Origin of the sequence: uncultured Kluyvera sp., from assembly GCF_902485085.1 — a bacterium.
Classification (GTDB): domain Bacteria; phylum Pseudomonadota; class Gammaproteobacteria; order Enterobacterales; family Enterobacteriaceae; genus Kluyvera; species Kluyvera ascorbata.
In genome coordinates this window covers 47852-62750 of the sequence record NZ_CABTJS010000184.1, presented here as the reverse complement: position 1 = coordinate 62750, position 14899 = coordinate 47852, and the positions used below count along the sequence as shown (strand labels likewise).

12 protein-coding genes and 1 riboswitch are annotated in these 14899 nt (G+C 55.5%); of the genes, 8 read left to right on the top strand and 4 right to left on the bottom strand.

What is annotated here, in order from left to right; all coding sequences use genetic code 11:
- Positions 1 to 656, bottom strand: a 656-nt coding sequence (locus RDN66_RS23345) for a molybdopterin-dependent oxidoreductase (protein ID WP_308538213.1), incomplete at its 3' end; no start/stop codon positions are given.
- Between the two features lie 220 nt (positions 657 to 876).
- Here RDN66_RS23345 and yddG point away from each other — a divergent pair.
- Positions 877 to 1755 (top strand): aromatic amino acid DMT transporter YddG, encoded by an 879-nt coding sequence (yddG, locus tag RDN66_RS23340; protein WP_202218028.1) that lies wholly within the window; start codon positions 877 to 879, stop codon positions 1753 to 1755.
- A gap of 5 nt (positions 1756 to 1760) precedes the next feature.
- Here yddG and RDN66_RS23335 read toward each other — a convergent pair whose 3' ends face one another.
- The 3 genes from RDN66_RS23335 to RDN66_RS23325 all read right to left on the bottom strand — a co-directional run bounded on the left by RDN66_RS23335 (position 1761) and on the right by RDN66_RS23325 (position 4472).
- Entirely contained in the window at positions 1761 to 2456 is a 696-nt protein-coding gene (locus RDN66_RS23335; RefSeq protein WP_051910821.1) for an RES family NAD+ phosphorylase, read from the bottom strand.
- Positions 2453 to 2854 (bottom strand): antitoxin Xre-like helix-turn-helix domain-containing protein, encoded by a 402-nt coding sequence (locus RDN66_RS23330; protein WP_035896960.1) that lies wholly within the window; start codon positions 2852 to 2854, stop codon positions 2453 to 2455. Before RDN66_RS23330 ends, RDN66_RS23335 begins: the two co-directional genes overlap by 4 nt.
- A 127-nt stretch (positions 2855 to 2981) precedes the next feature.
- A complete protein-coding gene (locus RDN66_RS23325) occupies positions 2982 to 4472 on the bottom strand; it encodes an MFS transporter (protein WP_308538212.1) in 1491 nt (496 codons plus the stop codon).
- A 122-nt stretch (positions 4473 to 4594) separates the two neighbouring features.
- On the opposite strand from RDN66_RS23325, the gene RDN66_RS23320 reads away from it, so the two are divergent.
- The 7 genes from RDN66_RS23320 to RDN66_RS23290 all read left to right on the top strand — a co-directional run bounded on the left by RDN66_RS23320 (position 4595) and on the right by RDN66_RS23290 (position 14881).
- On the top strand, positions 4595 to 5176 hold the full coding sequence (locus RDN66_RS23320; RefSeq protein ID WP_202218026.1) for a TetR family transcriptional regulator: 582 nt from the start codon (positions 4595 to 4597) through the stop codon (positions 5174 to 5176).
- 176 nt (positions 5177 to 5352) lie between these two features.
- Complete coding sequence (locus RDN66_RS23315; RefSeq protein ID WP_308538211.1) at positions 5353 to 6738, top strand: NarK family nitrate/nitrite MFS transporter; 1386 nt, start codon at positions 5353 to 5355, stop codon at positions 6736 to 6738.
- Between the two features lie 61 nt (positions 6739 to 6799).
- On the top strand, positions 6800 to 10540 hold the full coding sequence (locus RDN66_RS23310) for a nitrate reductase subunit alpha (RefSeq protein WP_308538210.1): 3741 nt from the start codon (positions 6800 to 6802) through the stop codon (positions 10538 to 10540).
- Positions 10537 to 12063: a nitrate reductase subunit beta gene (gene narH, locus RDN66_RS23305; RefSeq protein WP_202218024.1), complete on the top strand. Its 1527-nt coding sequence runs from the start codon at positions 10537 to 10539 to the stop codon at positions 12061 to 12063. The genes RDN66_RS23310 and narH overlap by 4 nt, the downstream gene beginning before the upstream one ends.
- Complete coding sequence (gene narW / locus RDN66_RS23300; RefSeq protein WP_123651905.1) at positions 12063 to 12758, top strand: nitrate reductase molybdenum cofactor assembly chaperone; 696 nt, start codon at positions 12063 to 12065, stop codon at positions 12756 to 12758. Before narH ends, narW begins: the two co-directional genes overlap by 1 nt.
- Entirely contained in the window at positions 12755 to 13435 is a 681-nt protein-coding gene (narI, locus tag RDN66_RS23295; RefSeq protein WP_308538209.1) for a respiratory nitrate reductase subunit gamma, read from the top strand. The genes narW and narI overlap by 4 nt, the downstream gene beginning before the upstream one ends.
- 194 nt (positions 13436 to 13629) lie before the next feature.
- Positions 13630 to 13813, top strand: a riboswitch (M-box (ykoK) riboswitch).
- Between the two features lie 54 nt (positions 13814 to 13867).
- Positions 13868 to 14881 carry a magnesium transporter gene (locus tag RDN66_RS23290; RefSeq protein ID WP_202218023.1) on the top strand — a complete coding sequence of 338 codons (1014 nt, stop codon included), beginning with the start codon at positions 13868 to 13870 and terminating at the stop codon, positions 14879 to 14881.
- The last annotated feature ends 18 nt before the right edge of the window (positions 14882 to 14899 follow it).

Sequence of the window (14899 nt, the reverse complement as noted above, 5' to 3'; positions counted from 1 at the left end):
TCAACCCAGTGGTTGGTCATCGCACCGCGACCAAATGTTGGAGCAAGACTTGCTACCGTTGGTCCGTGTCAGACGCGCGCCTGGTTGTCTACCGCCAGCATGCCGAGCGAGCGCACAAACTTCTGCGTCAGCATGCCGGTCTCATTACTTGCCGCGGATGCGCACAGCATCCCGGTGGAGAGCCAGCGGTTAACCGTTACGCCCTGCTCATTCTTCTCAATAAAGTTGGCGTCGCGGTCGGCCTTCATCAATTTTGCGATGCGATCGAAGGCTTCATTCCACGAAATACGCTGCCATTTATCTGAGCCAGGTGCGCGGTATTCCGGATAGCGCAGGCGGTTTTCACTGTGTACATAGTCCAGCAGCCCCGCGCCTTTCGGACAGAGTGCGCCACGGCTTACCGGATGATCCGGGTCACCTTCAATGTGGTAAATCGCTTCCCGGGTATTTTTGGCTCCATCGCCCAGGCTATACATTAATAGCCCACAACCTACGGAGCAGTATGTGCAGGAGTTACGAACTTCTTTAGCGCGGAGTAATTTGAAATTTCGCGCCTGTGCTAACGCCATTTTTGGGGCAAACCCTAATGCCGCAGCCGTCGTCCCAGCCATACCGCCCGCGCAGATTTTAAAAAACTTTCTGCGGCTGACGTCCATTATTTTCCTCATTGTATGGATGTACTTCGGGAGAAAAACTAACAGCAATGCCCCTGTTTTTTTTGCGTCAAATCAATGTCGAAAACTGAGCCCCCCTTAATAGTCAGGGTCAGCGATTTTCATTAATCCTTTAGGGTTAGGTGTCGCGGAGAAATATCACCAGCCGTCGCAAAAAAATGTTATAACCGAAAACTTCGTTCGTAAAAGCATCAGGTTAGAGATGGATAATAAGAAAGCGACGCTAACGGGACTCAGCGCTATCGTCTTATGGAGCACCATGGTGGGGCTGATTCGCGGCGTCAGTGAAGGGCTTGGCCCCGTAGGCGGAGCGGCGATGATTTACAGCCTGAGCGGCCTGCTGCTCATCTTCACCGTCGGCTTCCCACAGCTGCGTCAGATCCCACCGCGTTATCTTGTGGCCGGTAGCGTGCTGTTTGTCAGCTATGAAATCTGTCTTGCGCTTTCGCTCGGCTACGCGGGCACCCGCCAGCAGGCAATTGAGGTCGGCATGGTCAATTATCTCTGGCCAAGCCTGACGATTCTGTTTGCCATTGTGTTCAACGGTCAAAAAAGTAGCTGGTTAATTATCCCTGGATTATTGCTTTCCGTTTTCGGCGTGACCTGGGTATTAGGCGGCGAACAAGGGCTGGATCTCAACGAAATAACCCGCAACGTCATCTCCAGCCCGCTTAGCTATATTCTGGCTTTTGTCGGGGCGTTTATCTGGGCGGCGTACTGCACCGTCACCGCCAAATACGCTAAAGGAAACAACGGGATTACGCTGTTTGTTTTGCTAACGGCATTAAGCCTGTGGGTGAAATTCCTGCTAAGCAACCAACCGCCGATGGTCTTTAGCTGGCCGGTGGTCATTAAACTGGTGATGTGCGCCCTGGCGCTAGGATTAGCCTATGCGGCGTGGAATGTGGGAATTCTCCACGGCAACGTCAGCCTGCTGGCCGTTGCCTCTTACTTTACGCCCGTCCTCTCTTCAGCGCTGGCGGCGGTATTGCTCAGCGCCGCGCTATCCTGGTCATTCTGGCAAGGCGCGGCGATGGTCTGCGTGGGGTCACTGCTCTGCTGGCAGGCCACCCGGCGGTAAATCAATTAGTCGCCGTAGAGCTTAATGCTCAGAATGTTAGTAATTGAACGACCGTTCCAGTGGTACTCCAGATGCTCTGCCTGCGTAACTTTTGTGACCAGGCAGGGCCGATAAAGCACATAGCAGGTGTGGCCGGTATGGCGCACTGAACAGTAATGAATCCCGTCTCTACCCTGCATTTTCTGCGCCTGCGCAAAAACCTTAGACTGGCTGTAATCCGTGGCGTGATAGAGCGGCGATGAAATAAATGGCTCTTGGGTGATATCCGCTAAGGTTGCATCAAATTCGGTAAACAGCACCCGCATCTGTACTTTCTGCGCTGGCTCATTGGTATAACCGAAAATACGTTCCTGATGATACACCGTCTCTTTAATGGCGGTATCAAGCTGAGGGGCGCAGTAATAGCCGCCAAAATCGCCGGTGCTAAATCGCGCCCCTTCAGGATTGATATGCGTAAAGGCCGCCATCACATAGCTGCTGCCGTTCAGCCCGACCAGCCAATCGGCTTTCGGCACCCGCATCAACTCACCCGCCTGCTCAAGCAGCCGCTCGTTGGTCAGGGCTTCAACGGCCCAGACTGCTTCCAGCTCATCGCTGCTGGCAACGTCTTCGAACAAATCGATGGTGGGATAGCGGCTAGGGATGATCCGATACGCCGCGGCCCCGGTTAAATCAATGAGTGGTGGCGCTTCAGTGCTCAAGCCATGCCTCCTCGCCAGGACTGAAGCCGTGTGGCGACCTCATAAAGGTCGGCAACCCGGCCACCGTTCATCACGTCCATGGCCGAACGTCCAGCAAAGAAAGGATGCGAGTTCGGTTTACGCACCCAGCCGTAGATGCTGTCATCGGCGGTGAACAGTAACCGCAGGCACTTATGAATGTTCAGGATGTAGCTCATACGCTCCTGGATATCCGCGCTTAAGCGAATGCCGCCCTTCGATTCTTTGTATTTGTTCAATGTTGAACGTGAACTAATACCTAATAATCGAAGTTGTTCATCTGTGTTACATTGCCATTTTTCCAGAATGCGGAAGACAACCGGCAGCGCTTTGCTGGTGTCGACATTCCCGTTTACATGGCTTTCTTGTACTGTGGCCATATGCCCTCCCGTACGTTATCTCCGTACATCATCCGAAAAGAGGCGTGTACATTTAATAACGATTGTAGTGTAAATGTTCAATAATGTACACATCCACCTGAGAGGGCACGACTGGCCCATCAGAAAATTATGCCGGATTCGGCACCTTCGCCAGGCTGCGCCAGATACCGGCGGCCAGCAGAAGCAACAGTACGCCCGCCGTCGCCAGCACGATGCTGTGCGAGTTGATAAAGGCCGTTTTTGCCGCCTCAATCAGGTGTTGCGCAGGAATGGCTGGCATCGACTGCGCCAGCTTAATGGCTTCACTAATCGATGACGAAGCCTGCTCGGCCGCCGCGCCGTCTACCCCTGCGGGCAGCACAATCGACGAAGTGTAGCTGCGGGTCAGGATCAGGCCGAACAGCGCAATGCCCAGCCCCGCACCCAGCTCGTAGGCCATCGTTTCAATCGCCCCTGCCGCCGCCGCTTTCTCTTTCGGGGCCGCCGCCATAATGGCTGAACTGGAAGCCAGTAGCGCGCTGGCTACGCTAAAGCCCAGCAGCGTCATCAGCCCCCACGCCAGCCACTGCTGGGTGCTAAAATCAATCATCGACAGACCAATAAAGCTCAGCGCGCTTAACAACATCCCGCCGGTCGCCACTTCACGCAGCCCAAGCTTCGACACCAGCACCCCGGCAATCGGGCCACTAAAGCCGCTCGCCACCATGACCGGCAGCATAAACAGCCCGGCTTCAAACGGCGTTTTGCCGTGCACAAACTGCAGCTCCTGCGCCATCAACAGCTCAAAGCCGACCAACGTGATCAGCGCCGTCATCGCCATCATCACCCCGCTTAAAATAATGCGATGGGTAAAGAGGCGCATATCCACCATCGGGCGCGTGGCCGATAGCTGTTTGCGAACAAACCAGTACAGCATTCCGGCTCCGGCAATCGCGACCATTGCCACCAGCCACAGCGCAAGCTGCCCTTTCAGCGCTGATTTGGCGCTAAATACTAGCATCAGGATGGCGGCAATCAGCACCAGTGCCTGGAAAAGATTAAGCGGCTGTTCACGTCGCGCAGGCTGACGCGGAACCACTCGGGCATTAATAGCAATCACCACCAGCACAATCGGGACGTTTATCAGGAACACCGAGCCCCAATAGAAGTGCTCGAGCAGCAGACCGCCCACCAGCGGGCCAAACGCCGCGCCGCCCGAGCCAACGGCGGCCCACAGTCCCAGCGCCATATTACGGTGACGAGCTTCGGCAAAGGTGGTGCGGATCCCGGCAAGCGTTGCCGGAACAATCATCGCCGCACCAATCGCCAGCAGCGCGCGGGACGCAATCAGCGTCATCGCGGTCGGTGAAAACGCTGCCGCCAGCGAGGCCAGACCAAAGATCCCGCTGCCGAGCAGCAGCAGGCGTTTAAAACCAATTTTATCGCCGAGCGCACCCATCGGCAGCACCATACCGGCCATCACTAATGAATAGATATCAATGATCCACAGCAGCTCATTGCCGCTGGTGCCCAGCGCAACGCTAAGCGTCGGCGCGGCTACGTGCAGCACGGTGGCATCAATCGCCACCGGGATATAGACCATCAGGATAGCCATGAGCGTTAACCATTGGCGTGACATTTTTCCATTCCTCACATCGTTAATTTGTTGGACGCATGTCCAGGAAAAGGATCCTGCCGGATTGTTGAACACATGTCCAATTGTTTGTTATTCTCATCTAAACCCTACTTAAACGAAGAAAAATGAACTATTTAAATCGAGAAGAACGGCGCGAAGCGATCCTCAAAACCGCCATGCAGGTGGCGCTAAGCGGGGGTTTTAACGCCATGACCGTGCGCAACATTGCCAGCGTCGCCGGCGTATCTAGCGGCCAGGTCCATCACCACTTCACCTCTATTGGTGAACTCAAATCCCTCGCCTTCGTCAGGCTGATCCGTGAAATGCTTGATATGCCTCTGGTGGCGGACGATGCGAGCTGGCACGACCGCCTCTTTTCTATGCTTGGCAGTGACGATGGCCGACTCGAACCCTATATACGCCTGTGGCGAGAAGCGCAGCTGCTGGCAGACAGCGATAGCGAAATAAAAGGGGCTTACCTGCTCACGATGGATATGTGGCATAAGGAAACCGTATCGCTCATTTTGCAGGGAACAGAAGCGAATGAATTCAGGCCAATAGATAGCGCGGAAAACATTGCATGGCGATTAATTGCATTAGTGTGTGGACTAGACGGAATTTATGCACTAGGGATGGCGGAAATAAGTGACGAAATTTTCACTCGTTATATACAACATTATATTACGCTAGAGCTCAAGCCCACTTAATTTACATTTAGTAACAATTAACAACGTTTTATTCACAGCGCGTTTTCTTACAACGCGTTTTTTTTATCTATTCTTCAACGATAAAGAGATAAAACGGCCTGACAATAATACCCCTCCTCACCTACCTCGCTGTTTTTCCTTTGTTTCTTTTTTATGACGCGTTCCTCGAGGATTATATGGCAAGCAATGAGAAAGAGAATCATTACCTTCTAAAAGAATGGAAACCTGAAAATCCTGGCTTCTGGGAAAATAAAGGAAAATCAATTGCGAGGCGAAATCTGTGGATTTCCGTAGCCTGTTTATTACTCGCCTTCTGCGTCTGGATGTTATTTAGTGCAGTTGCGGTCAATCTTAATAAAGTCGGATTTAATTTCACCACCGACCAACTCTTTTTATTAACAGCACTACCTTCACTTTCCGGTGCAATATTACGTGTCCCCTACTCCTTTATGGTACCCATTATGGGCGGGCGCAAATGGACGGTGGTAAGTACGGTGATCCTGGTGGTACCGTGCATCTGGTTAGGCATTGCCATTCAGAACGCCGCTACCCCCTACTGGGTATTTATTATCATCGCACTGCTATGCGGTTTCGCTGGTGCTAACTTCGCGTCCAGCATGGGCAACATCAGTTTCTTCTTCCCGAAAGCGAAACAAGGCAGCGCACTCGGCATCAACGGCGGCCTGGGCAACCTTGGCGTCAGCGTGATGCAAATGGTGGCGCCAGCGGTGATCTTCCTGCCCATCTTCACCTTTATCGGCATTCACGGCGTACCGCAGGAAGATGGTTCCATTCTCTCGCTGGCGAATGCTGCCGTTATCTGGGTACCGCTGCTAATTATCGCGACTATCGCGGCCTGGGTCGGGATGAATGATATTGCCAGCTCCAAAGCCTCCGTGCGTGACCAACTTCCGGTACTGAAACGCCCGCATATGTGGCTGTTGAGCCTGCTCTATCTGGCGACCTTCGGATCCTTTATCGGTTTCTCAGCGGGTTTCGCGATGCTGGCAAAAACCCAATTTCCGGACGTTAACATCCTCAAACTCGCCTTCTTCGGGCCGTTTATCGGCGCGCTGGCGCGCTCATTTGGCGGTGTGATTTCGGACAGACTGGGCGGCGTGAAGGTGACGCTGGTGAACTTCGTGCTGATGGCGGTATTCACCGGCCTGCTGTTCCTGACCTTACCGGGCAGCGGCTCCGGCAGCTTCCTCGCCTTCTACGTCGTATTTATGGGCCTGTTCCTCACCGCTGGGCTCGGCAGCGGCTCCACCTTCCAGATGATCGCGGTGATTTTCCGTCAAATCACTATCGACAGCGTTAAAAAACGCGGCGGTACGGATGAACAGGCCCAGCACGAGGCGGTAACCGATACCGCCGCCGCGCTGGGTTTTATCTCCGCTATCGGCGCAGTCGGCGGTTTCTTCATTCCGAAAGCCTTCGGCACCTCTTTAGCCATGACCGGTTCACCGGTCGGCGCCATGAAAGTGTTTTTTGTCTTCTACGTCGTGTGCGTACTGGTGACATGGCTTGTCTACGGCCGCCGCAAACCGACGTCAAAATAAACATAACTATGTGAGCAGTGTAACCACGGGGGAGCAAAGCCCCCCGTCAGGAGGAGCAAGTATGAGCAAGCTACTGGATCGCTTTCGCTACTTTAAGCAGAAAGGCGAGACCTTTGCCAACGGTCACGGACAGGTCTATGACAACAACCGCGACTGGGAAGACAGCTATCGTCAGCGCTGGCAATTCGACAAAATCGTTCGCTCCACGCACGGGGTGAACTGTACGGGCTCATGCAGTTGGAAGATCTATGTTAAAAACGGGCTGGTCACCTGGGAAACTCAACAGACCGACTATCCCCGCACCCGCCCTGACCTGCCAAACCATGAGCCTCGCGGCTGCCCGCGCGGCGCCAGCTACTCCTGGTATCTCTATAGCGCCAACCGCCTCAAATACCCGCTGGCGCGCAAAAAGCTGATTGAGCTGTGGCGCGAAGCCCTCGCCGCGCACCCGGACCCAATGGTGGCCTGGGACAGCATCATGAAAGACCCGGAAAAAACCCGCAGCTACAAACAAGCGCGGGGTAAAGGCGGCTTTGTGCGTTCCTCGTGGAAAGAGCTTAATCAGCTGATTGCCGCCGCCAACGTCTGGACAATTAAAAAGTACGGCCCCGACCGCGTGGCGGGCTTTTCACCTATTCCGGCGATGTCGATGGTCTCCTACGCCGCCGGTACCCGCTATCTCTCCTTGATTGGCGGCACCTGCTTAAGCTTTTACGATTGGTACTGCGACTTACCGCCAGCGTCGCCGATGACCTGGGGCGAGCAGACCGACGTGCCGGAATCCGCCGACTGGTACAACTCCAGCTATATCATCGCCTGGGGTTCTAACGTGCCGCAGACCCGTACACCGGACGCCCACTTCTTTACCGAGGTGCGCTACAAAGGCACCAAGACCGTTGCCATCACCCCAGACTTCTCTGAAGTCGCCAAGCTCAGCGACCAATGGCTGGCACCGAAACAGGGTACCGACAGCGCACTGGCTATGGCGATGGGTCACGTGATCCTCAAAGCGTTCCACCTTGATAACCCGAGCGAATATTTCATCAACTACTGCCGCCGCTACACCGACATGCCGATGCTGGTGATGCTCGACAGCCGCGACGACGGTTCGTATACCGCAGGTCGCCTGCTGCGCGCCTCGGACCTGGTCGATGGGCTCGGCGAAGCCAATAACCCGGAATGGAAAACCGTTGCCTATAGCCTCGACGGCGAACTGGTGGTACCAAACGGCTCGATAGGCTTCCGCTGGGGCGAAAAAGGCAAATGGAACCTTGAATCGCTGGCCTCCGGCAAAGAGACCGAGCTTGCGCTCTCATTGCTGGATAACCGCGATACCGTGGCTGGCGTGGCGTTCCCCTACTTTGGCGGCAACGAAAACCCGCACTTTCGCAGCGTCAAACAAGACCCGATTCTGGTACGCAAGCTGCCGGCAAAACAGCTGACCTTCGCCGATGGCAGCAGCCGTCTGGTCGTGAGCGTCTATGACCTGGTGCTGGCCAACTACGGCCTTGACCGCGGTCTGGACGATGGCCTGGCGGCGAAAAGCTTCGATGAGGTGAAAGCCTATACCCCGGCCTGGGGCGAGCAGATAACGGGCGTATCGCGCCACAACATCGAAAAGATTGCCCTTGAGTTCGCCGACACCGCGCACAAAACGCACGGTCGTTCGATGATCATCCTCGGTGCCGGGGTCAACCACTGGTACCACATGGACATGAACTACCGTGGGATGATCAACATGCTGGTGTTCTGCGGCTGCGTCGGTCAAAGCGGCGGCGGCTGGGCGCACTACGTGGGCCAGGAGAAGCTGCGTCCGCAAACCGGCTGGCTGCCGCTGGCCTTCGCGCTGGACTGGAACCGTCCGCCACGCCAGATGAACAGCACCTCCTACTTCTACAACCACGCCAGCCAATGGCGCTATGAGAAGCTGACCGCGCAAGAACTGCTCTCACCGCTGGCCGACCCGAAAAAGTACACCGGGCATCTGATAGATTTTAACGTCCGCGCCGAGCGTATGGGCTGGCTGCCGTCCGCGCCGCAGTTGAACCTCAACCCGCTGACCGTGAAGGCCAAAGCGGAAGCGGCAGGCATGACGCCGCAGGAGTACACCGCTCAGGCGCTGAAGTCTGGCGATATTCGTTTTGCCAGCGAACAGCCGGATAACGGCGCAAACCATCCGCGTAACCTGTTCATCTGGCGCTCCAACCTGCTGGGCTCCTCCGGTAAAGGCCACGAGTACATGCTGAAGTATCTGCTCGGTGCCGACAGCGGGATTCAGGGCGAGGATTTGGGTTCGACCGACGACGTAAAACCGGAAGAAGTGGAGTGGCAGACCGCCGCTATCGAGGGCAAACTCGACCTGCTGGTCACGCTTGATTTCCGTATGTCCAGTACCTGCCTGTTCTCCGATATCGTCCTGCCGACCGCCACCTGGTACGAAAAAGACGATATGAACACCTCGGATATGCACCCGTTCATCCACCCGCTTTCCGCGGCGGTGGATCCGGCGTGGGAGTCCAAAAGCGACTGGGAAATCTACAAAGGCATCGCCAAAGCGTTCTCAGAAATCTGTCAGGGTCACCTCGGCGTAGAAACCGACGTGGTGCTGCAACCGTTACAGCACGACTCCCCGGCGGAACTAGCGCAGCCGTTTGCCATTCAGGACTGGCGCAAAGGCGAATGTGACCTGATCCCAGGCAAAACCGCGCCAAACATTGTCGCCGTTGAACGCGACTACCCGGCTACCTACGAGCGCTTTACCTCGCTCGGCCCGTTGATGGACAAACTCGGCAACGGCGGCAAAGGCATCGGTTGGAAAACCCAGACCGAGATCGACTTCCTCGGTAAGCTCAACTACGTCAAGCTCGACGGCCCGGCAAAAGGCCGCCCATGCATTGAAACGGCGATTGATGCCGCCGAAGTGATCCTCACCTTAGCCCCGGAAACCAACGGGCAAGTTGCGGTGAAAGCCTGGCAAGCGCTGGGCGAGTTTACCGGCCTCAACCACACCCATCTGGCGACCAACAAAGAAGACGAAAAAATTCGCTTCCGCGATATTCAGGCGCAGCCGCGCAAAATCATCTCCAGCCCGACCTGGTCAGGGCTTGAAGATGAACACGTCTCCTATAACGCGGGCTACACCAACGTGCACGAGCTGATCCCGTGGCGCACCGTGTCGGGCCGCCAGTCGCTGTATCAGGATCACCCGTGGATGCGCGATTTCGGCGAAAGCCTGGTGGCCTATCGCCCGCCAATCGACACTCGCAGCGTCAGCCACATGAAGGAAATTCCGCCAAACGGTTTCCCGGAAAAAGCGCTGAACTTCCTGACGCCGCACCAGAAATGGGGCATTCACTCCACCTATAGCGAAAACCTGCTGATGTTAACGCTGTCGCGCGGCGGGCCGATCGTCTGGCTTAGCGAAATCGATGCCAAAGAGCTGGGTATCGCCGATAACGACTGGATTGAAGCGTTCAACGCCAACGGTGCGCTCACCGCCCGCGCGGTAGTGAGCCAGCGCGTGCCGCCGGGCATGACCATGATGTACCACGCTCAGGAACGCATCATGAACATTCCAGGCTCGGAGGTCACCGGGCGACGCGGGGGGATTCACAACTCGGTCACCCGCATCTGCCCGAAACCTACCCATATGATTGGCGGCTATGCGCAGCTTGCCTATAGCTTCAACTACTACGGAACGGTCGGTTCGAACCGTGATGAGTTCATTATGATTCGCAAAATGAAAAACATTAATTGGCTGGATGATGAAGGCAATGACCAGGTTCAGGAGGCGGCAAAATGAAGATACGCTCACAGGTTGGGATGGTTTTAAACCTTGATAAATGCATTGGCTGCCACACCTGCTCCGTGACCTGTAAAAACGTCTGGAGCAGCCGCGAAGGGATGGAATACGCGTGGTTTAACAACGTCGAGACCAAACCGGGCATCGGCTTCCCGAAAGACTGGGAAAACCAGGAGAAATGGCAAGGCGGCTGGGTGCGCGGCATCAGCGGAAAACTGACCCCGCGCATGGGCGGCCGTCTGGGCGTGCTGTCGAAAATCTTCGCCAACCCGCTTATCCCTGGCATTGACGATTACTACGAACCTTTCACCTACGACTACCAGCACCTGCACAATGCGCCGGAAGGCAAAAACCTGCCCACCGCCCGCCCGCGCTCGCTGATTAGCGGCCAGCGGATGAACAAAATTGAATGGGGCCCGAACTGGGAAGAGTTGCTTGGCGGCGAATTTGAAAAACGCGCCCATGACCAGAACTTCGCGGCGATGCAAAAAGAGATGTACGGCCAGTTCGAAAACACTTTCATGATGTACCTGCCGCGCCTGTGCGAACACTGCCTGAACCCAAGCTGTGTCGCCACCTGCCCAAGCGGCGCGATTTACAAGCGTGAAGAAGACGGCATCGTGCTGATTGACCAGGACAAGTGCCGCGGCTGGCGTATGTGTATCACCGGTTGCCCGTACAAAAAAATCTACTTCAACTGGAAAAGCGGCAAATCCGAAAAATGCATTTTCTGCTACCCGCGTATTGAATCCGGCCAGCCAACCGTCTGTTCGGAAACCTGCGTGGGGCGAATTCGCTATCTCGGCGTGCTGCTGTATGACGCTGACCGTATCGAAGAAGCAGCCAGCACCGAACACGAGACCGATCTCTACGAGCGTCAATGCGATGTGTTCCTCGACCCGCACGACCCAGCGGTGATTGAAGAAGCATTGAAACAGGGCATCACCCAGAACACGCTCGACGCCGCACAACGTTCACCGGTGTACAAAATGGCGATGGACTGGAAGTTGGCGCTGCCGCTGCATCCGGAATACCGCACCTTGCCGATGGTCTGGTACGTACCGCCGCTGTCACCGATTCAGTCCGTTGCCGATGCCGGTGGACTGCCAAAAACCGACAGCATTCTGCCGGCGGTGGAAAGCCTGCGCATTCCGGTACAGTACCTGGCAAACATGCTCAGCGCGGGCGACACTGGCCCGGTACTGCGCGCGCTGAAACGCATGATGGCAATGCGTCACTACAAACGTTCTCAGACCGTTGAAGGCGTCACCGACACCCGCGCGATTGAAGAAGTGGGCTTAAGCGTGGAACAGGTTGAAGAGATGTACCGCTACCTGGCAATTGCCAACTACGAAGACCGCTTCGTTATTCCAACCAGCCACCGTGAAATGGCGGAAGACGCCTTCCCGGAAAGCAAGGGCTGCGGCTTCACCTTCGGTGACGGTTGTCACGGGTCGGACACCAAGTTCAACCTGTTTAACAGTCATCGTATAGACGCCATCAATATCGGGGAGAAAAACTAATGCGAGTCCTGAAAATAATCGGGCTGCTGCTGGAGTACCCCGATGAGCTCAGCTGGGACAATAAGAATGAGCTATTTGCGTTAATCGACAGCGATGCCCCGGCGCTGCGCCCGTTCCTGGAACAGCATCTGGCGGCCTCGCTGCTCGATAAGCAGGCCGAATGGTGCGAGATTTTCGAGCGCGGGCGCGCAACGTCACTCATGCTGTTTGAGCACGTCCATGCGGAATCCCGCGATCGTGGTCAAGCGATGGTTGAGCTCATGTCGCAGTATGAACAGGCCGGTTTGCAGCTCGACTGCCGCGAGCTGCCTGACCATCTGCCGCTCTATCTCGAGTATCTCAGCATTCTGCCACAGGCTCAGGCGCAGGAAGGCCTACAAAACGTCGCGCCAATTCTGGCGCTGATTGGCGGCCGGCTGAAACAGCGTCAGGCACCGTGGTATCAGCTGTTCGATACCCTGCTGTCATTGGCGAAAACATCATTATCAAGTGACAGTGTCACAAAACAGGTGGCGGGCGAAGCGCGAGATGATACCCGTCAGGCGCTGGACGCAGTCTGGGAAGAGGAACAGGTGAAGTTTATCGAAGATAACGCCACCGCCTGTGACAGTTCCCCGCTGCAAAGTTATCAACGACGCTTTAGCCAGGACGTGGCGCCACAGTACGTGGACGTCCGTGCGGGAGGCCCGAAATGATACAGTACCTCAACGTCTTTTTTTACGACATCTACCCTTACCTCTGCGGCACGGTGTTCCTGCTGGGCAGTTGGTTGCGCTACGACTATGGTCAGTACACCTGGCGCTCCTCATCCAGCCAGATGCTCGATAAGCGCGGGATGGTGATTTGGTCCAACCTGTTCCACGTCGGTATTCTGGGGATCTTCTTCGGCCACTTCTTCGGCATGTTGACGCCGCACTGGGTATATGAATCCTGGCTGCCGCTGTCGCAGAAACAGCTGATGGCGATGATTCTCGGCGGTGCTTGTGGGGTAATGACGCTGGTCGGCGGCGCGGGTCTGCTGATTCGTCGTCTGTTCAACCCGCGCATTCGCGCAACCTCATCGACGGCGGATATTCTGATCCTCAGTATTTTGCTGATCCAGTGCTGCCTCGGCCTGACCACCATTCCGTTCTCCGCGCAGCACCCTGACGGCAGCGAGATGCTGAAGCTGGTGGACTGGGCGCAGGCGGTGGTCACTTTCCACGGCGGCGCATCGGCGCACCTGGACGGCGTAGCCTGGATTTACCGCGTGCATCTGGTGCTCGGCATGACCATCTTCCTGCTGTTCCCGTTCACCCGCCTGGTGCACGTCTGGAGCGCGCCGGTGGAATACCTGACTCGCCGTTATCAGGTCGTACGCTCACGCCGATAACCGTTTTAATCCCTGTAGCCCGGCTGAGCATCGCGACGCCGGGTTTTTTACGCCACAAACAAAATACTAAACCTAATCTCAACCACTTTATCTTTCACCACCACAATGAATAATAACGCGCTATATTACGCTCGTTGAATTTACCAGCGTGTCTGAAAGCACGCGGAAAATATAAATTCACTCAGCATCGTAATTAATAATCTTGTTATGGCGAGGCTCCTGAATAAACATAAGTTATCGCCCTGGTGGTATCGAGAGAGACCATCACAGGGAAATACAGGCATCCATCGAATCAAGGTGTTGCCAAGATAACTTCTGACGGCTCAAGGTCGTACAGATACGTTGTTCAGTGCTAAAACCGGGACGTAGGGATTTTTCTCAGCATTTCCAGTTTTGATCGCCCTATATAGAATTTCTATAGGGAACATTTTGATGTCTTATATTCATGCCACTGCGCCGCACTACCCAACTGCCCCGGCTACGGGCGATATTATCTCAAGCTACATGTCGAAAACGTTTATTTCGTTGCCGGAACCACTCAGCGTAAAAGAAGCGCGCGAGATGTTCCTGCGACAATTAAATGACGATCATTTCCCCTGCGCCGTATTCGTGGTTTCCGGCGACAATCTGCGTGGAATATTATCCACTCGCGCGCTGTTACAAGCGTCCGATGATAATCAGCCGGTCGCGCAGCTGATGACCTCCACCCTATTCCACGTCAGCCCGGACGATACCCGCGACGTGGCCGCGGAGCTTATCGAAAAGCACCGCCTGACGCTGCTACCGGTGATTGAAAACGGGAAGCTTATCGGCTGCCTCAATGAAAAAGAGATTGATAAGCTGTTAGCCGATGAAATCACCGAAGATGCGCAGCTTCAGGGGGCGACGTTGCCGCTGGAAAAACCGTATCTGGAGATTAGCCCGGTTACGCTGTGGAAAAAACGCGCCGTCTGGCTGCTGCTGCTGTTTATCGCGGAAGCGTACACCAGCACCGTCATTCAGCACTTTGAAGAGGCGCTGGAGTCCGCCATTGCGCTGGCCTTCTTTATCCCGTTGCTGATTGGCACCGGGGGCAACAGCGGTACGCAAATCACCTCGACGCTGGTGCGCGCCATGGCGCTAGGCGAAGTGGGCTTAAGGGATCTGGGGCGAATTCTGCGTAAAGAGATGTCGACGGCGATGCTGGTCGCCATCACGCTCGGCGCAGCAGGCTGTCTGCGAGCATGGATCATGGGCATTGGCCCAGAAATCACCTTTATCGTCAGCCTGACGCTGGTGTGCGTTACCATCTGGAGCGCGATCGTCTCCTCGGTGATCCCGCTGGTCATTAAACGCGTCGGCATCGACCCGGCGGTGGTTTCCGCGCCGTTTATCGCCACGCTGATTGACGGCACCGGGCTGATTATTTACTTCAAAATCGCCCAGCATTTCTTAGGGTTAAACTAGCGCGAAGCCTCTCATTCC